Genomic DNA, 19534 nt, shown 5'->3' with positions numbered 1-19534 from the left:
TTGTGAACGAGAACGACGGCGCAATCGCGCCGGCCAGCGGCCCGGACCCCGACGTCGTGCGTCGGGTCCAGGGCATGTGGGGCGTCAAGGGGTCCGGCGACACGTCGGGCTTTTCCGAGCTCGTGGGCGCCGAGGTCTACGCCAGGCCTGCGAGCCGCCCCTACGGCGGGTGGTTCGACTCCGTCGTCGACGTCCTCGCCGAACTCTTGGAGGCCGACGGCGTCGACCCCGACGCGGCGATCGAAAAGGTCGTCGTCGAAAACGGCCAGCTCGTGCTCTTCGTCGCCCGTGAGCACCTCGTGCGCGTGGCCCGCTGCCTGCGCGACGACCAAGATCTGAGGTTCGAGATGTGCTTCGGCGTCACCGGCGTCCACTATCCCCAGGACGCGGGGCGCGAGCTGCACGGCTACTTCCCGCTCTTCTCGATCACTCACAACCGCTTCCTCGCGATCGAATCGACGTGCCCCGAATCTGACCCGCACCTGCCCTCGATCGTCGAGGTCTACCCCGGTGACGACTGGCCCGAGCGCGAAGCATGGGACCTCATGGGAATCGTCTTCGACGGACACCCCGGCCTCACTCGCACGGCGATGCCCGACGATTGGATCGGCCATCCGCAGCGCAAGGACTATCCCCTCGGGGGCATCCCCGTCGAATACAAGGGCGCCGTCGTGCCGCCCCCCGACGTGCGAAGGGACTACAGCTGATGAGCGACCCGAAGATCTACGCCACCCCGGGCGCCACGGAGGCCGAGCTCGACGGCCTGCCCAACTTCACCGCCGTCGGAGGGGACTGGAACGAAATCTCCGACGAGGCGGCGCGCATGGCCGAGGAGCGCATCGTCGTCAACCTCGGACCCGTCCACCCTTCCACGCACGGCGTCTACCGCCTCCTCCTCGAGCTTGACGGCGAATACGTCCGCGAGATCCGCGGCGCCACGGGCTTCCTGCACACCGGCATCGAGAAGAACATGGAGTACCGCACGTGGACGCAGGGCGTCGCCTACGTCACGCGCATGGACTACGTCGCCTCCTTCTTCCAGGAGGTCGGCTACTGCATGGCCGTTGAGAAGCTGCTCGGAATCGAAGAGCAGGTGCCCCGCAGGGCCAACGTCATCAGGGTGCTTCTCATGGAGCTCCAGCGCATCGCCTCCCACCTAGTCGCCATCGGCTCGTCGCTCAACGAGCTGGGGGCGACGACGATGATGACCATCGCATTCCGCACGCGCGAGGACATCCTCCGGATCTTCGAGAGGATCTCGGGCCTGAGGATGAACTACGAGTTCGTGCGGCCCGGAGGCGTCCTGGAAGACGTGCCGGAGGGAATCACGGCCTACATCCGCGAGCTTCTCCCCGACGTGCGGAAGGGGACGTCGGAGATGGAGACCATCGTCGCTCAGAATCCGATCTTCAAGGCGCGGTTCAAGGACGTCGGCGTGCTCTCGCTCTCGGCTCTCATGGCTTTGGGCCAGACGGGGCCGGCGGTCAAGGCCGCCGGGCTTCCGTGGGACCTTCGCAAGAGCCAGCCCTACTGCGGGTACGAAGACTACGAGTTCGACGTGCCGGTCTACGACAAGTCCGACGCCTACAACCGGGCCATGGTGCGCTTCGACGAGTGCTACCAGTCGCTGCGGATCGTCTACCAGGCCCTCGACAAGCTCGACGCCACCGAGGGGGAGCCCGTGATGGTCGAGGACAAGAAGATCGCCTGGCCCGCCCGCCTGTCGATTTCCACCGACGGCCAGGGGACGGCGCCCGCGCACGTGCGCGAGATCATGACCGAGTCCATGGAGTCGCTCATCCACCATTTCAAGCTTGTAACCGAGGGGTTCCGCGTTCCGGCCGGCCAGGCGTACTCGATCGTCGAGCACGCCAAGGGCGTCCTCGGGTGCCACCTCGTGTCCTCTGGGGGAACGCGCCCCTACCGGGCGCACGTGTCCGATCCCGGATTCAGGAATCTGCAGGGCCTGTCGATGATGGCCGAGGGCGGCATGCTCGCCGACGCCATCGTCTGCCTTGCCGCTATCGACCCGGTCATGGGAGGTGTGGACCGATGAAGGAAGGCTATCCGCCGGAGGTCGAGGAGCGCCTGCGCGCCGATTCGCGGGAGATCGTCGCGCGATACCCGGTGGCGCGCTCGGCGCTCATGCCCATGCTCCACCTCGTCCAGTCGGTCGACGGCTTCGTCTCGCCCCGCGGCATCGCGCTGTGCGCGGACGTCCTGGGCCTGACCCGCGCCGAAGTCTCCGCCGTCGCCACCTTTTACAGCCAGTACAGGCGCCATCCCAACGGCGAATACAACGTCGGGGTGTGTACGAATGCGCTGTGCGCCGTCATGGGCGGGGACGAAATATGGGAGGCCTTGACCTCCGCCCTCGGCGTGGGGAGCGACGAGACGACGCCGGACGGCAAGATCACGCTCGAAGCCCTCGAATGCAACGCGGGATGCGACTACGCGCCCGTCATTATGGTCAACTGGGAGTTCTTCGACAACCAGACGCCGACGTCGGCCCTTCAAATCGTCGAAGACATCCGCGCAGGCCGGGACCTCCATCCGACTCGGGGCGCCGACAAGGTGCACGCCTTCAAGGAGACGGAGAGGGTCCTCGCCGGATTCGAGGACGGCCACGCAGACGAGGGCCCGGGCGCGGGCTGCGCCTCGCTCAGGGGCCTGGAGATCGCACGCGAACGCGGCTGGAGCGCGCCGAAGGAGGTCGCCAAGTGAGTGAGTTTTCCGCTCCCGGAGTGTTGTCCCCCGTCATATCGGACGTCTGGGACCGCGAGCGTTCGTGGACGCTCGGCGCCTATCGCGACGCCGGAGGATACGAAGGGCTGGCCAAGGCGTGGTCCTACGGCCCCGGCGAGCTGACCCAGCTCATCAAGGACTCCGGCCTGGCCGGGCGCGGGGGAGCGGGGTTCCCGACCGGCCTGAAATGGAGCTTCCTGCCCCCGCCAGACGGCGGTCCGCGCTACCTCGTGGTCAACGCAGACGAGTCCGAGCCGGGCACGTGCAAGGACGTTCCCGCGCTCATGGGCAACCCGCACGCACTCATCGAGGGCATGGCCATCTGCCTTCTCGCCGTCGGCGGACACCACGGATTCGTCTATCTGCGCGGGGAAGTGGTGCACGTATACCGCCGCCTCATGGCCGCCGTGCGGCAGGCGCGCGAGGCGGGGCTCATCGGCAAGGGCATGGGGCCCGACGGCGACTACGACATCGAAATCACCGTGCACGCCGGCGCGGGCGCCTACATTTGCGGCGAGGAGACGGCCCTGCTCGACTCCCTCGAGGGCAGGCGCGGCCAGCCGCGCCTCAAACCGCCCTTCCCGGCGGCCGAGGGCCTGTACGCCAGGCCCACCGTCATCAACAACGTCGAGACGATCTCCTCGGTTCCGGGGATCGTCCGCAACGGCGTCGAATGGTTCCACGCCATGGGCACGGAAAGCGCGAAGGGCCACGGCTTCTTCTCGCTTTCGGGCCACGTGAAGAATCCGGGCCAGTACGAGGCGCCGCTCGGGATCACTGCGCGCACGCTCCTCGACCTGGCCGGCGGCATCAGGCCCGGGCACGAGCTGAAGTTCTGGGCTGTCGGCGGCTCGTCCGCGCCCCTGTTCACACCCGAGCAGCTGGACGTCCCCCTCGACTACAACTCGGTGCGCGAAGCCGGCTCCATGCTCGCCACCCGCGCCATCATGGTCTTTGACGAGACCGTCTCGGTCGTGCGCGTCATCTCGCGCTGGACGGACTTCTACCAGCACGAATCGTGCGGCAAATGCACGCCGTGCCGCGAAGGCACCTACTGGATGCGGCAGGTCGTCCACCGTCTGGAAGCCGGGCGCGGCCGGCCGGGCGACGTCGACCTTCTCTACGAGATCGCCTCGAACATCGCCGGCCGTTCCTTCTGCGCCTTGGGCGACGCCGCGGCGACCCCCGTCAAGTCGGGGATCGAGCTGTTCCGCGAGGAGTTCGAAGCAGGATACACGACGCCGGCGCGCGAGCTCTTCCCCTACGAAAAGACGACCCTGTTCTCCGAGGTGTCTGCACAATGACGGCCAATGACTCTCTCGTCAATGTCACGATCGACGGCAAGGACGTCGAGGTTCCAGCGGGAACCCTCATCATCCGCGCGGCCGAGAAGATAGGCGTGCGCATTCCGCGCTTTTGCGACCACCCGCTGCTCAAGCCCGCGGGGGCCTGCCGCCAGTGCCTCGTCGAGGTCGCGCGCCCCGGGCGCGACGGCGTCGTCGCGAAGGGCCCCAAGCCCGTGCCCTCCTGCGCGGAGGCCGTCACGCCCGGCATGGAGGTCTACACCCAGCACACGTCGGAGGTCGCGGCCAAGGCGCAGCGCGGAATCATCGAGTTCCTCCTCGTCAACCACCCGCTCGACTGCCCGATCTGCGACAAGGGCGGCGAATGCCCTCTTCAGAACCAGGCGCTCTCTGACGGGCGCGCCGAATCGCGCTTCGTCGACGTCAAGCGGACCTACCCCAAGCCCGTCCAGGTGACCTCGGAGATCCTGCTCGACCGCGACCGCTGCATCCTGTGCCAGCGCTGCACGAGGTTCCAGTCCCAGATCGCAGGCGACCCGTTCATCGCGCTTCAGGGGCGCGGCGGCGGGTCCCCGGGCTTCGAGGTTCACTCCCTCAACGGCTCGCAGATCGGGGGCTTCGACGCGCGGGTCCTCAACTTCTCCGATTCGGACGGCGGGTGCGCCGAGCCCGCCCCCGGAGACTACGTCGGCTCTTACGGCAGCTACGGCCCTGCGGAGGGCTTCGCCGCGGGCCCGATGGAGCCCGCGGAAACAGACGAATCCGGCCGCCCCTTCTCCTCTTACTTCTCCGGCAACATCATTCAGATTTGCCCGGTGGGCGCGCTCACTAGCTCCGCCTACCGCTTCCGCTCGCGGCCCTTCGACCTCGTGTCCGTCCCCGGCGTGACCGAGCACGACGCCTCGGGCTCGGCCATCCGCGTCGACTACCGACGCGGCGAGGTCCTGCGCCGGCTGGCGTGGGAGGACCCGGAGGTCAACGAGGACTGGATCACCGACAAGGACCGATTCGCCTTCAGGTGGCAGAGCGGCCCGGACCGCTTGACGCACCCGCTTGTGCGCGACGCTTCGGGCGAGCTCGCGGCGACGTCGTGGGAAGACGCCCTTGACGTCGCAGCCCGCGGGCTCGCCGCGGCCAAAGCGCACGGAGGCGTCGGCGTCCTGGCCGGCGGCAGGCTGACCATGGAGGACGCCTACGCCTACTCGAAGTTCGCGCGAACGGTTCTCGGCACCAACGACATCGATTTCAGAACCCGCCCGGCCTCGCCCGAAGAGGACGCGTTCCTCGGCTTCGTCGTCGCCGGAAGCGGACGCGGCGTCACGTACGGCGACCTGGAGAAAGCCGGGCACGTCCTGGCCGTGGGCTTCGAGGCCGAGGAGGAATGCGGGTCGGTCTTCCTGCGCCTGCGCAAGGCCGTCTTGGCCAAGACGACGTCGGTGAGCGTCGTCGCCCCGTACGCGACCGCCGGAAGCGCGAAGATGAACGCCAACCTCATTCCCGCGGTCCCTGGGACGGAGGCGGCGATCCTTGACGGGCTCGACGCCGGAGACCCCGTGTACGACGGGCTGGCGGACGGCGGGATCATCCTCGTAGGCGAGCGTGCGGCAGAATCGGAGGGCGCGCTGTCGGCTGCGCGCCGCCTCGCCGATCGCAGCGGCGCGCGCCTGGCGTGGATTCCCCGGCGTGCGGGCGATCGCGGCGCCGTGGAGATGGGCGCGGTCGGCGGCCTGCTGCCCGGCGGGCGCCCCGTCGCCGATCCGCAGGCCCGCGCCGAAGTGGAAGAGGCGTGGGGAGCGAAGATCCCCTCGATGCCCGGCCGCTCGGCCGAGTCGATCCTCCTGTCCGTGCACTCCGGCGCTCTGGGCGGGCTTCTTCTGGGCGGCGTCGAGGTCGGCGACCTGCCCGGCGACGCCATCTCGTCGATCGAATCCGCGGGGTTCGTCGTTCAGCTCGAAGTCCGCGCCACCGCCACGACGGCCCTGGCCGACGTCGTCCTGCCCGTCGCCCCGCCGGTTGAAAAGGGCGGCTCCTTCGTCAACTGGGAGGGCCGCATACGCCCCTTCGGCCAGGCGCTGACGTCCGTCGAGCGGCCCGACCGCATCGTCCTCAACGACCTTGCCGCCGAATTCGGGGTCGACCTCGGTTTGGACACGCTCGCCGACGCCGTTGCGCAGATTCGTGGCTTCAAGCCGTGGAACGGGCCGCGCATGGCCCCGCCGCACGCCTTCCCCGAGGGAGGGGCCGAGCCGCCGGCTCCGGGAACCGCCGTGCTGGCCTCGTGGAATCTGCTCATTGGCGAGGGCGCGCTGCTCTCGAACGAGCCGCATCTGGCCGGAACGGCCCGGCGGCCCGCGGCCGTCATGTCGGAGGCCACCGCGCGGGCCGCCGGAGCCGCCCCCGGCGGCAGAGTAATCGTCCAGGGAACGATCGGACGCGTCACGCTCCCCGTCGTCACCCTGCCCATGCCCGACGGCGTCGTCTGGATTCCCCAGAATTCCGCCGGGTGCAAGATCGCGTCGCTGGGCGTCAGGCCCGGCGACGCCGTAACGGTCGCTGCGGAGGTGAGCAAGTGACGCCGTCGATCCAAGCCGCCGTCCAAACGGCGGACTTTTCCCAGGACACGTGGTGGATATGGGTTTTGAAGGCCGCGTTCATCATCGTGTTCCTCATCATGAACGTCCTCCTCGCCCTGTGGGTCGAGCGCCGCGGCCTAGCGCGCATGCAGACGCGCCTCGGCCCCAACAGGGTGGGTCCCTTGGGACTGGGACAGGCCTTCGCCGACGCGGTCAAGCTTCTCATCAAGGAGGATTTCTGGCTCAAGGGCGCGGACAAGATCATCTACTTCGTCGCCCCCTTCGTCGGCGCGGTGTGCGCCTTCACGGTCATGGCCGTGGTCCCGATGGGGCCCAACGTTTCGATATTCGGCCATTCGACGCCGCTCCAGCTCGCGGATTCGCCCGTCGCCGTCCTGTTCGTCCTCGCGATCGCCGCCCTGGGCGAATACGGGCTGGTTCTCGGCGGATGGTCGGCCCATTCCACCCTGCCCTTCTACGGGTCGGTGCGAGGGGCCACCCAAATGATCTCCTACGAGCTGGCGCTGGGGCTCTCGCTCGTCACGGTGTTCCTGACGGCGGGCACGATGTCCATGTCGGGGATCGTGGCTGCGCAGTCGGACCTGTGGAACATAATCACGCTCTTCCCGGCCTTCGTCGTCTACCTCATTTCGATGTTCGGAGAGACGAACCGACTTCCCTTCGACCTTCCCGAGGCCGAAGGCGAGATTGTCGCGGGCCACACCACCGAGTACTCGTCGATGAAGTTCGCGTGGTTCTTCCTCTCCGAGTACATCAACATGCTCAACGTTTCGATGGTCGCCACAACCGTTTTCCTCGGCGGCTGGCGGGCGGACCCGATCACGACGTCGGTCTTCTCGCTATGGGGCGGAAATCCGAACACCGGCTGGCTGCCGGCGCTGTGGTTCTTCGGCAAGACGTGGACTCTCATGTTCTTCATGATCTGGACCCGCGGCACCCTCATGCGCATGCGCTATGACCATTTCATGAAGTTCGGATGGAAGGTCCTCATCCCGGTTTCGCTGACGTGGCTCGTCTCGGTCGCCGTCATCCAGGCGGTCACGAGCTTCACCGACCTGTCGCGCAACCAGCTGTTCATCGGCATAGGAGCAGCTTTCTTGGCCGTTCTCGCGCTTGTCTTCCTTTTCGGCGGGAAGGGCGACGCCGAAGGCGACGAGCCCGGCGAGGCGGGCTTCGTCCGGCCGTCTGAGGAATTCGACGCTTTCGCCGGGGGATTCCCCGTGCCGCCGCTGCCCGGCCAAACCCTGCCGCCTTCTCCTCGCGCCTCGCGCGGCGCGGCCCCGCCGGGCGGCCCGGAGGCTTCGGGCTCCGGCCTTTCTGCCTCGGGCAAGGCGGGCGAACCCGCCGAATCGCAGCCCGGCGCGGTCGCGTCTCAAGCAGGAAGCGCCGCGTCCGAGGCAGGGGGCGCCGCGCCTCAAGCCGACGCCGCAGAGCGCCAAGCCGGCGCAGCCACCACCGTCAAGGGAGGCCACGAGTGACAGACCACATTCCCTCCACGTCCCCCGATCCCGAGCTGTGGGACCGGCCGAAGAAAGGGCCGGCGGGGGAGCTCTTCGCCCCCGTCGCAGGATACGGGGTCACGATCTCCTCGATGTTCCGCAAACCCGTCACGGAGCAGTACCCGGAGGAGAAGGTTCCAACGGCCCCGCGCTACCACGGACGCCACCAGCTCAACAGGTATCCCGACGGCCTTGAACGCTGCATCGGCTGCGAGCTGTGCGCCTGGGCGTGCCCGGCCGACGCCATCTTCGTCGAGGCGGCGAACAACACACCGGACAACCAGGTTTCGCCCGGCGAGCGCTACGGCCGGGTCTATCAGATCAACTATCTGCGCTGCATCTTCTGCGGCTTTTGCATCCAGGCCTGCCCCACGAGGGCGCTGACGATGACGAACGAGTACGAGCTGGCCGGCCCCACGCGCGAGGGCCTCGTCTACGAGAAGGAAGACCTTCTCGCGCCGATGCTCGAAGGCATGCTGGCCGCCCCCCACCCCATGGCCGAGGGCGCGTCCGACGCCGATTACTACCGCGGCGAGGTCGCCGGCCCCACCGCGGCCCAGATCGAGTGGGTGGCCGAACATCGGCCCGACGATCCGACCCTCGCGACGGCGGTCTCCGTCGATGCTCCGGGCCCCTTCGATGCGGCCGCGGCGCCGGCCGGCGCGCCTGTCGATTCGGCGGCGGCCTCGGCAGACGCGTCCGGGGGCAAGCGCACGGAAGGCGGAAGGTGATGCAAGAAGCGGCGACCATCGAAATCTCCCTGGGCGAGACGATCCTTTTCGGCGTCGTCGCCGTGGTCATGGTGACGCTGACCGTCTTCGGCCTGCTGGTCACGCGGCGCGCGGTCTATTCGGCGGTCTGCGTCATTGCCGACATGGTGTGCTTGGCGGTCCTGTACACGGCGCTCGAAGCCCCGTTCATGGGGGTCGTCCAGATCGCCGTGTACACGGGTGCGATCCTCATGATGTTCCTCTTTGTGCTCATGATGATCGGCGTCGACGCGGCCGACTCGACGTACGAGACCCTGCGAGGCCAGCGCGTCATGGCCGCCTTGGGGGCGCTCGGCTTCGCCGCGATCGCCGGCGGAGCGGTCATGGACGCGCGAACCCCCGGCCCCGTTGGCTTGGCGAAGGCCAACGAGGAGACGAATCCGACGGCGATAGCCAAGTCGATCTTCACCAACCACGCCCTCACGATGGAGCTGACCGGGGCGCTCCTCATCGTCGCCGCCGTGGGCGCGATGACGCTGACGCATCGCCAGGGCGTGCGCAAGCGTCTGAGCCAGGCGGAGCTTGCCGAGGCAAAGATGGCCGCCTACGCGCAGACAGGCCGCCACATCGGTCAAAAGCCGCCCACGGGCATCTACGCGGAATCGAATTCCGCCGCCGCCCCGGCCCTCACGAGCGGGGGAGAGGCCGTGGCCGAGTCGGTCCCGCGCATCCTGCGAATCCGAGGCCAGGCCTACACGCCGTCGGACGTTTCGCCCATCACCGCCGCGCGCGCCGCGCGCGGCGAACTCGACGGGCGGGGCCGCGAGGTCCCTCGCGCCCACATGCCCGGGATGCCGGGCGAAGAGGCCCCGAGCTACGGGGACTCGCGCGAGGAGGCCCCCGCCTATGGCGATCCGCGCGAAGAACCCCCGGCCGGAGGCAGCCCGGACCGCCCCCGTCTCGACGGCAAGGAGGAAAACCGTTGAATCTCATGCTGTACGTCGTTTTGGCCGTCGTCCTATTTTCCATCGGCGGGGCCGCCGTCCTCACCCGGAAGAACGCGATCATCGCGCTCTTGGGCGTCGAGATCATGCTCAACTCCTGCAACCTCGCGCTCGTGGCGTTCTCCCGGATGTGGGGGAACGTCGAGGGCCAGGTCTTCGCCTTCTTCGTCATGGTGGTCGCGGCCGCCGAGGTCGTCGTCGGCCTGGCGATCGTCATTTCCATTTTCACAACCCACCGGTCCGCATCGCTCGACGGCGCGAACCAGCTCAAGCACTGACCGGAAGAGGTGTGAATTGACTATGGAAATCACTTCGGCCTCGGGAGCCGCGGCCCTCGTGTGGCTGTGCGTCGCCGTCCCCCTCCTCGCTTCGGGCGTCCTGCTCGTCGCCGGAAAGAGGGTAGAAAGCTGGGGCCACTGGCTGGCCGTCGGCGCGTCGGGCCTCTCACTGCTCGTCGGCTCGGCGGCGCTTGTCCAGCTCATCGGCGCATCCCCAGAAGAGAGGGCGATGCGGGTGCGGCTGTACCGATGGTTTGCGACGGGCGACTTCGTCGTCGATCTCTCCCTCCGGGTCGATCCGCTGTCCGTCACCTTCCTCATGCTGGTGACCTTCGTCGGAACCCTCATCCACGTCTACTCCGTCGGGTATATGGAACACGACCCGGCCAAGACTCGTTTCTTCGCCTATCTCAACCTGTTCGTCGCCTCGATGCTGCTGCTCGTCCTCGGCGACTCCTACGCGGTGATGTTCGTCGGCTGGGAGGGCGTGGGGCTCGCCTCCTACCTCCTCATCTCCTTCTGGAACCAGGTCCCGGCCTACGCGGCCGCAGGCAAGAAGGCCTTCGTCATGAACCGCGTGGGCGACGTAGGCCTGCTCGCCGCGATGATGCTCATGGTTTCGTCTTTCGGCACGGTGACTTTCGACGGCGTCGCAGCCGGCGCCGCCAAAGCGGGGTCGGGCACCCTCCTCGCGATCGGCGTCCTGCTCCTCGTCGGCGCGTGCGGAAAGTCCGCCCAGTTCCCGCTTCAAGCCTGGCTCGGCGACGCGATGGCCGGCCCGACGCCGGTCTCCGCCCTCATCCACGCCGCCACGATGGTCACCGCCGGCGTCTACCTCATGGTGCGTTCCGGCTTCGTCTACGACGCAAGCGACTCGGCGCAGCTGGCCGTCGCCGTCATAGGCACGGTCACGCTGGTGTTCGGGGCGATCGTGGGCTCGGCCAAGGACGACATGAAGAAGGTCCTCGCCGCCTCCACGATGTCCCAGATCGGCTACATGATGCTCGCCGCGGCCCTCGGCCCCGCGGGCGCGGCCTTCGCCGTCTTCCATCTCGTCACCCACGGCTTCTTCAAGGCGAACATGTTCCTCGGCGCTGGGTCGGTCATGCACGCGATGGACGACGAGGTGGACATGCGCCGATTCGGCGGCCTTCACAAGCGCCTGCCGGTCACGTGGGCTACGTTCCTGGCCGGATACCTCGCCATCATCGGCTTCCCCTTCCTCTCGGGGTACTTCTCGAAGGACAAGATCATCGAGGCCGCCTTCGTCGGCGAAGGATGGCGCCCGTGGGTTTTCGGCGGCCTGACGATGGCCGTCGCCGGACTGACGGCCTTCTACATGTCGCGGCTGTTCTTCATGGTCTTCCACGGCGAGGAGCGGTTCGCCAGCGAAGGCGCCGGAGCCAAGCACCCACATGAGGCGCCCGCCACGATGTGCGTCCCGCAGATCTTGTTGGCCGTGGGATCGATCGGACTCGGCTTCGTCCTCAACGCGGCGGGCTTCGTCGAATGGCTCGAGCCGGTCGTCGGCCCCGCCGCCCACGGGGAGCCCGTTCTTCCCGTTTCTGCCATCACCCTCGGCACGCTCGTCCTCGTCGCCGCCGGCGCCGGCGCGGCGTGGAAGATGTACGCGGCCAGTCCGGTCCCAACGCGGGCCCCGGAGGGCAACGCCCTCGTGCGCGCGGCGCGTGCGGACCTATACCAGGACGCGTTCAATGAGAATGTCTTCATGAAACCCGGCATGGCTTTGACGTCGGCCGTCGCCGCAACGGACGCGCGCGCCGTCGACGGCGCGGTCGAGGGCGTGGCGAAGGGGACGTCGGCCGTCGGCCGCTTGAGCACGCGCCTGCAGAACGGCTACGCCCGCACGTACGCCTCGTACATGACTTTCGGCGTCGTAATCGTGCTCGTCGCGGCCCTGGCGGCGCGGCTGTAGGAAGAGGAGAGCATCATGCACAACGTCATCGAGGCAGCCTTTCCCTGGCTGACCGTCCTCATCGTCGTGGCGCTCCTAGGCGCGCTTCTCCTGTGGCTTGTCAAACCGTTGAGGGAGCACGCCATCGTCTTCGGCGTCGGCCTTTCGGGCCTGATTCTCGCCCTCTTCGTCGGCGCCGCGGCCGGCTTCGACTTCGACGCCGCCGGCCGCGTCCAGCTGGCCGAGGACTATTCGTGGATCCCGCAGATCGGGGCAAGCGTTGCGTGGGGAGTCAACGGCATGGGCCTGGTGATGGTGGGTCTGGCCGTCTTCCTCGTTCCGCTCGTTCTGCTCGCGGCGGCCGGCGACTTCCGAGGCGAGACCCCGAACAGGGTCGCCGGGTACGTCGGCTGGGTGCTCGCTCTAGAAGCAGTGATGATCGGCATTTTCGCCGCGCGCGACGTCTTCCTTTTCTATGTCCTCTTCGAGCTCATGATCCTGCCGATGTACTTCCTCATCGGCCGGTACGGCGGGGAAGGCGCGTCGCGCGCCGCGATCAAGTTCGTCCTCTACTCGCTTTTCGGCGGGCTCGTCATGCTCGTGGGCGTCGTCGCGCTCGCGGCTCGCGCAGAGGGCTCCAAGGGCCTGCTCTTCGAATCGGCCGCGCAGGCCGCCGGCGGCAACGGCATGCTCGTCTTCCTCACGTTCTTCGCGGCCTTTGCGATCAAGGCGCCGATGTTCCCCGTCCACACCTGGCTTCCCGACGCGGCCGAGAAGGCGCCGGCGGGAACGTCCACTCTGCTCGTCGGCGTTCTCGACAAGGTCGGGACCTACGGCATGATCGCTCTGTGCCTGCCCATTGCGCCCGACGCCGCGAAGTCCGCCGCCGTCCCCGTCATGGTCTTCGCCGTCATATCGATCTTCTGGGGCGCCTTCATGGCAATCGCTTCGAACGACCTCATGCGCCTCATCGCCTACACCTCGGTCAGCCACTTCGGCTTCATCGTGCTCGGCGTCTTTTCCGGCAGTTCGACGGCGATGACCGGCGCGATCGTCTACATGGTCGCCCACGGCGTCGCAACGGGCGCTCTGTTCCTGACGGTCGGCTTCCTGCGCCGCCGCGGGGGCGACGCGCTCATCACCACGTATGGCGGATGGCAGCGTGTGACGCCTGTGATCGCCGGGGTCTTCCTCGTGTCGGGGCTGGCGACGATCGCCCTGCCAGGGCTTTCCGGCTTTGTGCCGGAGTATCTTGTGCTCATGGGGACGTTCAAGGTGCACAGGGCGTTCGCCCTCGTCGCCGTGCTTGCCGTGATTCTCGCGGCCGTCTACATACTTCTTCCGTACCAGCGGATCTTCACGGGCCCCAAGCCCGACGTCGCCGTGCCGGACCTCGACGCGCGCGAGAAAACGGTCGCGGGAATCCTTGTGGCGGCGATGCTCGCCCTCGGGTTCTTCCCCTCGCCCCTCGTCGACGCCGTGAGGCCGGCGGCCGTGCAGTCCTCAACAGTCGCCATTGAAGGGAGCGCGAAGTGACAACTCCTACGATCGAATGGGCGGCGCTCACTCCCATCCTCATTGTCTTGGGCACGGCAGTCTTCGGCGTGCTCGTCGAGGCCTTCGTCCCCCGGCGCGCGAGGAGGCCGGTCCAGGCGACGCTGTCGCTGGCCGCGCTGGCCGGCGCGCTCGCCGCGGTCGTGTGGCGATGGACGGCCGTTCTTGACGACGGGCCGAAGTCCGCCGTCAAACTCGCGGGCGAGAGGCCCGCCGGCGTCGGGACTCTGCAGGAGGATCTCCCCGCCCTGGCTTTCCAGGCGTTCATCCTGGTGTGCTCTCTGCTCGCCTTCCTCGTCTTCGCCGATCGCACGAGGACCGGAGAGGGATCGTTCGCCGCCTCCGCCGCGACGGAGCCCGGGTCGCTCGACGAACGCGAGGCCACGGAGGCCGGGTACGAGCAGACGGAGATTTTCCCGCTCGGCCTGTTCGCCGTCGGCGGCATGCTCGCCTTCACGTCCGCGGGCGACCTTCTCACGCTCTTCATCGCCCTCGAGGTGCTTTCGCTCCCGCTCTACGTTCTGTGTGCGACGGCCCGACGGCGCCGCGCCCTCTCCCAGGAGGCCGCGCTCAAGTACTTCATCCTCGGCGCGTTCTCCTCCGCGTTCTTTCTCATGGGTGCGGCTCTGCTCTACGGCTTCTCCGGCTCGCTCGACTATTGGTCCATCGCATCGGCTCTGCTTCAAAGCACCGGAATGGACGCGCTGCTCGTCGCCGGCTCGGCGCTCGTCTTGGCAGGCCTCCTTTTCAAGGTCGGAGCCGCCCCTTTCCATTCGTGGACGCCCGACGCCTACCAGGGCGCCCCGACGCCCGTCACGGGCTTCATGGCCGCTGGAACGAAGATCGCGGCCTTTGGCGCGATGCTCAGGTTCGCCTACTCGATCGGACGCGGGGCCGAGACCGAGCTTCGGCCCGTCTTTTGGGCGATCGTCATCCTGACGATGCTCGTGGGCACGGTCGGCGGAATCGTCCAGTCCGACGTCAAACGCATGCTCGCCTACTCCTCGATCGCCCACGCCGGGTTTGTGCTCATCGGCGTCGGGGCGTACTCCCGGGACGGCATCCGCTCGGTCGCCTTCTACCTGCTCGCCTATGGCTTGGCGTCGGTCGGCGCCTTCGCCGTCGTGACCCTGGTTCGTCAGAAGAGCGCCGACGGCAGCATTCTGGGCGAGGCGACGTCGTTGCGCGCTTGGCGGGGCTTGGGCAAGACGAACCCGTTCCTCGCCGGGGCGATGGCGCTGTTCCTGCTTTCGTTTGCGGGCATTCCGCTCACCGGCGGTTTCATGGGCAAGTTCTTTGTGTTCAAGGCGGGGTATTCCTCGGGCGAAGCGGTGCTCGTGTTCCTCGCGGTCCTCGCCTCGGCCGCCACGGCTTTCTTCTACTTCCGCCTCATACTTCTCATGTTCTTCAGAGATCCGGCGCCGGGGACGGCGACGGTCGCTTCCGAAGGGCTTTCGGCGGCGGCGATTTTGGCCGCGGCCGCGGGAATCGTGCTGACGGGCGTCGCGCCGAACGCGGTGTGGAGCTTTCTCGACAACGCCATGGCGTTTATACTCTGACGGTGGCCCTAGAAACTAGTACGTTGGCCGAACGCCTCGGCAGGCGTATGGAAGCCGTCGAGCGTCGCCTCGGCGAGGAAGTGCGTCTGGACGATCTGCAGGTCGATCCGGCGACGACGCATCTCGTCGGCGCCGGGGGCAAGCGTCTTCGTCCGGCCCTCGTCCTCTTGGCGGCCGAGCTCGGGCCGAGGCCCGGGGCCGAGGCCGTCCTCGATTCGGCGGTCGCCGTCGAGCTGACCCATTTGGCGTCCCTGTACCACGACGACGTCATGGACGACGCCCCCATGCGCCGCGGCGTTCCCTCCGTTCAGTCGCTGTTTGGAAACTCTGTGGCGATCCTCGCCGGAGACGTCCTATTTGCCAGGGCATCGCTAGTCACGTCGAAGCTCGGCCCGCAGGCCGTCAAGCTGCACGCCACGACGTTCGAGCGGCTGTGCCAGGGGCAGCTTCACGAGACGATCGGCCCCCGGGCGAGCGTATCGCCGCGCGACCACTACATCCGCGTTTTGGAGGACAAAACGGGCTCGCTCATCGCCACCTCCGCGCGCTACGGCGTGCTCTTTTCCGGCGGATCGTGGGAGCTCGCGGACGCCCTTGCGCAGTACGGGGAGTGCATCGGTGTGGCCTTCCAGCTCGCCGACGACGTCATTGACATTGAGTCCGACGGCGCCGTCACGGGGAAGACTCCCGGGACCGACCTTCGGGAGGGGGTCGACACGATGCCGACGTTGTTGCTGCGCGAGCTCGGGGAGAAGGGCGCGCTCGACGCCGAGGGCGCGGCGATCCTCGATCTGCTCGACAACGCCGACCTTTCTGGCGACGAGGCGCTCGCCGACGTCGTCGCGCGCCTGAGGTGCCACTCCGTCCTCGAGGAGACCCGTGAAATGGCCCAGGATTGGGTTTCTCGCGCTATTGAAAGCATCCGCTTCCTGCCCGAGGGCGAAATCCGCGAGGAGCTTGTCAGGTTTGCGCGTCTGACGGTGGACCGTTCGGCCTAGAGCCCGCTGGCCCGGCGACGCTTGGCGAGTTTGGCGATACTTGGCAAGTTTGCTGACGTGGCGAGTCTGCTGGCGCGCTGAGGCGTGGCGAGTCTTCCCGGCTTTCCGTACGAGGCGAAAGCCTCCTGGCGAGTCTTCTCTGCCTTCCGGCGCGAGGAGTCGAAAACCTCTTGGCGAGTTTGCTGACGCGTGGCCGCCTTTCTCGCATTCGCCTACATGTGGCGAGCTCTCCGATGCGTGTCGTGCTTGCTTGTCTGTGTTGTGCTCTCCGATGCGTGTCGTGCTCGCCGATGCGTGTTGTGCTTGCCTGCCTGTCGCTGGCTTGCCGCCGGTCTTTCTCGCACTCATAAGTGCGGAAAATCGGTACTATAAATCATGTAGTAGTTTGTCAGAGCTGTTTGCCATTTCTGTTGAATTTAAAGCGTTTTGTTTATTGGGGTGATCTACCCAGTCATTTTGAGGACTTTAGAGATACCATATCCAGTAATCAGACCGTGCTTCACGGAAGGGCTGGAGAATGTATATCGATACCGAAGTTGTCACTGGAGAGGCGACGAAAACACTCGACCAGTCCGTTGCTTTGCGGACGGGTTGGCAAAACGGGTCGGCGTCCCTGTCGTCGGTTCCGGGAACGGCGGCCGGGAACGTCTCCCAAGGCGAGTTGCTGGTTCAAACACACGAGGATTGCGTGTCGGCGGCCGAAAGCGCTTTTGACGTGCTCTCCGGTCTGCTCGAACAGGCATCCGAGGGCATGCACGATTCGGTGCGGCTGCTGTCGACTGCCGATGAGGAAGCGGCGGAGGAGTTGAGGGTCAAATGAGTTTCGGGGATTGGCAGCTTAACGCCGACGCCGGGGCTCTGACGGCGGCGTCCAACGGGTGGAAGTCTGTCTCTGAGACGGCGCAGTCGGCGAGAGACGGTTTTTCGACGGCGAGCACTAACGCGCTTGGCAGCTGGACCGGTGATTCGGCGGACTCTTTCGACGAGAGTTCCTCGTCTGCCATCAAGGACATGGACGAAGCCTCGTCGATCGCGACGAGGATATCTTCGGCGCTTGTTCATGCCTCGGGAGCGGTTAAGGCCGCTCAGGGGCATCTCGATAACTCTTGGGCGAAACTGTCCGGAATTGCGCGCGTTGGCCCGCTGTTCTTCCCGAAAGACGCAGCGGAGGAAGACCGCATAGAGGCTGAGAGAAAGGTGGCAAACGAAATCAGATCCTCGCTGGGGGCGGAGCTGGACGGCTGTTCGCAAGAACTCGCCGATGCCGTGGGATCGTGGAACGACCTTGCTTCCCGTTCTCGCAGCAAATCCGACGGAACAGACCCTTTCGTCAAGGGGCTGCCCGCCGACTCCGACAATGTGGGGATCACGTTGTCAGGCGATCAGGCCGTCGTCACCGCGGGCAAGGGCGACAATAACATCACGGTGGAGACCGATCCGGCCACCAACCAGCAGATCGTGACAATCGACGGCGTTTCGTATGCGATACCGCCCGGGTACAATCTGACGATCCGAGGCGGAGGCGGCAACGACACGATAACGGTGCCAGAGGGCTCTTCGGTTGGATTCACGCTTTCGGGCGGTGCGGGTGACGACAGAATCAACGGCGGCGGAAGCGGCGATCGCATTCTCGGCGGCGTCGGGAACGACGAAATCAAAGCCGGCGGGGGCAACGATTACGTGTCTGGCGGCAGCGGGAACGATTACATGGACGGCCAGGACGGCGACGATCGGATGTTCGGCGGCAGCGGAAGGGACACCCTCTATGGTCTGAACGGCGACGACCGCCTTTCGGGAGGGGACGACCAAGACTACCTCGAGGGAGGGAAAGGCGAGGATATGCTCTACGGCGGCTCGGGGAACGACGTGCTGTCGGGCGGAAGAGGGGACGACAAGATATTCGGAGGGGCCGGCGACGACGTTTCTTACGGAGGGCTCGGCAGCGATGTCGCTATAGGCGGCGGGGGTGCAGACACCAGTTATGACGATTCCCCGGCGAAAGGGTCGAGCAACGAGAAAGACGTCACCGTTGAGATTCCCGAGGACACGCCCTTCGTCAAAGTCGAGGGCAGCAAGGAGTTCGTCGAGCGAACTGAGGCGGATCTCGACATGTTGCGAGCCTCGCCCACCGGCCAGCGGCAGCTTGGGAGCTTGCAGGCGTCTCACGACCTATCCGCTCTTTTCGGACGGGAGAAGACTCTGACGATCAGCGAATATCAGCAAAGGAACCCGGACGACTACAACAGCAAGGCGAGTGCAAGTCCGGATGGAGATCACTACAAGGTGAAGTATCTCCCTACCTTCGACGATTTCCGAGGGGGCCCTCCGGTCGTCGTCTTGCAACACGAGCTGGGTCACGTACACGATTTCACTTACGGCACGCTCCGTGACGAGGATTATAGTGGCGACGCAACTGAGGACCACGGCGTAAAAGTCGCCGAGCGTCAGGCGACGGGCCTGCCGATCGACCACGACAACGATCCGAACACTCCGGAAGTCATCGATCCGAAGCATCCCCTTCAGTACACTGAGAATGGATTGCGCAAAGAGATGGGGCTTCCCAAGCGAGAAAGCTATAAGTGACTATGCGGATTCTACAAGGGCGGCATTTCTCTGGGGGCGCACGTACGTCGCAAAGGAAGAGGCTCCGTCTTTCCCTTGTCGTCCTGGCGACGATGTCCCTCTTGTCTGCGTGCGGCGCGGGAGGCGGATCCAAACCTGGAGTCCCTTCTTCGGACGTGACCAGCCGAAGGTCCGCGGGGAACAAGACATCCAGCGGATCGACGGGCAATCGTGGGGCGTCAAGCCCAGGCGCTGGGAGCTCCGGGGCTTCCAGTCCGATTCAGATCACCGATTCGGTCGTCTCCGCAGATGTGACTGTCTCTGTCGAGCCGACCGTCGGTTCCACGTCGGTTATGTTCAAGTACAAGCTAACGAACGATTCCTCGCAGACCGTTTGGGCTGTCCACTCCCCGACCGTCTCCGTCATACCGGACGGCGGAAGAAAGAGCGGCGTCGTTGCAGCAATGGCATTCTTCCCCGTTCGCAGGGACGTCAACTACGTCCAGCCGCCATACGAGACCGTTGTCAAGCTCGAACCAAAACAAACCGTCGAAGGTTCGGCAAGCATGCAGAGGCCCTTCAATCCTTATGACGACCTCGAAGGCGACAAGAAAGTCGCGCTGCCCTCGAAGCCAACAAGCATACGGCTCTGCATCGGCTATGTCGCAGCCGACGAGCTTCCCGCGGGGCAGCCGGGCGGTTTGTCTTCGGACAAATGGAAGATGGATCGAGATATCGGCTATCGGCTGCAAAGAAAGTTTGCTTGTTCGAAGCCGACGCCTTTGAAGTGAAGACGTCGGTGTGTGGTGGGT

16 protein-coding genes are annotated in these 19534 nt (G+C 66.4%); all 16 read left to right on the top strand.

Features of this window, described 5'->3' with window-relative positions:
• Nucleotides 1-2 precede the first annotated feature (2 nt).
• The 16 genes from A4H34_RS00080 (at nucleotide 3) to A4H34_RS00005 (ending at nucleotide 19513) form a co-directional block, all read left to right on the top strand.
• A complete protein-coding gene (locus A4H34_RS00080) occupies nucleotides 3-707 on the top strand; it encodes an NADH-quinone oxidoreductase subunit C (protein ID WP_082902941.1) in 705 nt (234 codons plus the stop codon).
• On the top strand, nucleotides 707-2056 hold the full coding sequence (locus A4H34_RS00075) for an NADH-quinone oxidoreductase subunit D (protein WP_064230651.1): 1350 nt from the start codon (nucleotides 707-709) through the stop codon (nucleotides 2054-2056). Before A4H34_RS00080 ends, A4H34_RS00075 begins: the two co-directional genes overlap by 1 nt.
• Nucleotides 2053-2724, top strand: coding sequence for an NADH-quinone oxidoreductase subunit NuoE (gene nuoE / locus A4H34_RS00070; protein WP_064230650.1), 672 nt, complete (start codon nucleotides 2053-2055; stop codon nucleotides 2722-2724). Before A4H34_RS00075 ends, nuoE begins: the two co-directional genes overlap by 4 nt.
• Nucleotides 2721-4049, top strand: coding sequence for an NADH-quinone oxidoreductase subunit NuoF (nuoF, locus tag A4H34_RS00065; protein ID WP_064230649.1), 1329 nt, complete (start codon nucleotides 2721-2723; stop codon nucleotides 4047-4049). The genes nuoE and nuoF overlap by 4 nt, the downstream gene beginning before the upstream one ends.
• Complete coding sequence (locus tag A4H34_RS00060) at nucleotides 4046-6622, top strand: NADH-quinone oxidoreductase subunit G (RefSeq protein ID WP_064230648.1); 2577 nt, start codon at nucleotides 4046-4048, stop codon at nucleotides 6620-6622. Before nuoF ends, A4H34_RS00060 begins: the two co-directional genes overlap by 4 nt.
• Nucleotides 6619-8121, top strand: a complete 1503-nt coding sequence (gene nuoH, locus A4H34_RS00055) for an NADH-quinone oxidoreductase subunit NuoH (RefSeq protein WP_064230647.1) — start codon at nucleotides 6619-6621, stop codon at nucleotides 8119-8121. Before A4H34_RS00060 ends, nuoH begins: the two co-directional genes overlap by 4 nt.
• The gene (gene nuoI, locus A4H34_RS00050) at nucleotides 8118-8873 is read left to right on the top strand and encodes an NADH-quinone oxidoreductase subunit NuoI (protein WP_064230646.1); all 756 of its coding nucleotides are present in this window, start codon (nucleotides 8118-8120) and stop codon (nucleotides 8871-8873) included. Before nuoH ends, nuoI begins: the two co-directional genes overlap by 4 nt.
• Nucleotides 8873-9838, top strand: coding sequence for an NADH-quinone oxidoreductase subunit J (locus tag A4H34_RS00045; protein ID WP_064230645.1), 966 nt, complete (start codon nucleotides 8873-8875; stop codon nucleotides 9836-9838). Before nuoI ends, A4H34_RS00045 begins: the two co-directional genes overlap by 1 nt.
• A 5-nt stretch (nucleotides 9839-9843) precedes the next feature.
• Nucleotides 9844-10134 carry an NADH-quinone oxidoreductase subunit NuoK gene (gene nuoK / locus A4H34_RS00040; RefSeq protein ID WP_009198600.1) on the top strand — a complete coding sequence of 97 codons (291 nt, stop codon included), beginning with the start codon at nucleotides 9844-9846 and terminating at the stop codon, nucleotides 10132-10134.
• A 22-nt stretch (nucleotides 10135-10156) separates the two neighbouring features.
• Complete coding sequence (gene nuoL / locus A4H34_RS00035) at nucleotides 10157-12070, top strand: NADH-quinone oxidoreductase subunit L (protein ID WP_064230644.1); 1914 nt, start codon at nucleotides 10157-10159, stop codon at nucleotides 12068-12070.
• Nucleotides 12071-12085: 15 nt separating this feature from the next.
• Nucleotides 12086-13585 carry a complex I subunit 4 family protein gene (locus A4H34_RS00030; RefSeq protein WP_064230643.1) on the top strand — a complete coding sequence of 500 codons (1500 nt, stop codon included), beginning with the start codon at nucleotides 12086-12088 and terminating at the stop codon, nucleotides 13583-13585.
• Nucleotides 13582-15162 (top strand): NADH-quinone oxidoreductase subunit NuoN, encoded by a 1581-nt coding sequence (nuoN, locus tag A4H34_RS00025; protein ID WP_064230642.1) that lies wholly within the window; start codon nucleotides 13582-13584, stop codon nucleotides 15160-15162. Before A4H34_RS00030 ends, nuoN begins: the two co-directional genes overlap by 4 nt.
• Before the next feature lie 47 nt (nucleotides 15163-15209).
• Nucleotides 15210-16160, top strand: coding sequence for a polyprenyl synthetase family protein (locus tag A4H34_RS00020; protein WP_064230641.1), 951 nt, complete (start codon nucleotides 15210-15212; stop codon nucleotides 16158-16160).
• A 517-nt stretch (nucleotides 16161-16677) separates the two neighbouring features.
• Nucleotides 16678-16980, top strand: a complete 303-nt coding sequence (locus A4H34_RS00015) for a hypothetical protein (RefSeq protein ID WP_009198606.1) — start codon at nucleotides 16678-16680, stop codon at nucleotides 16978-16980.
• Entirely contained in the window at nucleotides 16977-18743 is a 1767-nt protein-coding gene (locus tag A4H34_RS00010) for a M91 family zinc metallopeptidase (RefSeq protein WP_064230640.1), read from the top strand. Before A4H34_RS00015 ends, A4H34_RS00010 begins: the two co-directional genes overlap by 4 nt.
• A 290-nt stretch (nucleotides 18744-19033) precedes the next feature.
• Entirely contained in the window at nucleotides 19034-19513 is a 480-nt protein-coding gene (locus tag A4H34_RS00005) for a hypothetical protein (RefSeq protein ID WP_156510190.1), read from the top strand.
• Nucleotides 19514-19534 lie beyond the last annotated feature (21 nt).

Source organism: Peptidiphaga gingivicola (assembly GCF_001652275.1).
GTDB lineage: Bacteria > Actinomycetota > Actinomycetes > Actinomycetales > Actinomycetaceae > Peptidiphaga > Peptidiphaga gingivicola.
The sequence above is the reverse complement of the archived record's forward strand: the minus strand, read 5'-3'. Positions and strand labels throughout refer to the sequence as shown.

Excerpts from the sequence above, each read along its gene's own strand:
- A4H34_RS00010 (WP_064230640.1), top strand. The coding sequence starts at position 16,977 with ATGAGTTTCGGGGATTGGCAGCTTAACGCCGACGCCGGGGCTCTGACG.
- A4H34_RS00045 (WP_064230645.1), top strand. The coding sequence starts at position 8,873 with ATGCAAGAAGCGGCGACCATCGAAATCTCCCTGGGCGAGACGATCCTT.
- nuoL (WP_064230644.1), top strand. The coding sequence starts at position 10,157 with ATGGAAATCACTTCGGCCTCGGGAGCCGCGGCCCTCGTGTGGCTGTGC.
- A4H34_RS00030 (WP_064230643.1), top strand. The coding sequence starts at position 12,086 with ATGCACAACGTCATCGAGGCAGCCTTTCCCTGGCTGACCGTCCTCATC.
- A4H34_RS00020 (WP_064230641.1), top strand. The coding sequence starts at position 15,210 with ATGGAAGCCGTCGAGCGTCGCCTCGGCGAGGAAGTGCGTCTGGACGAT.
- nuoE (WP_064230650.1), top strand. The coding sequence starts at position 2,053 with ATGAAGGAAGGCTATCCGCCGGAGGTCGAGGAGCGCCTGCGCGCCGAT.
- A4H34_RS00015 (WP_009198606.1), top strand. The coding sequence starts at position 16,678 with ATGTATATCGATACCGAAGTTGTCACTGGAGAGGCGACGAAAACACTC.
- A4H34_RS00075 (WP_064230651.1), top strand. The coding sequence starts at position 707 with ATGAGCGACCCGAAGATCTACGCCACCCCGGGCGCCACGGAGGCCGAG.
- nuoK (WP_009198600.1), top strand. The coding sequence starts at position 9,844 with ATGCTGTACGTCGTTTTGGCCGTCGTCCTATTTTCCATCGGCGGGGCC.
- A4H34_RS00060 (WP_064230648.1), top strand. The coding sequence starts at position 4,046 with ATGACGGCCAATGACTCTCTCGTCAATGTCACGATCGACGGCAAGGAC.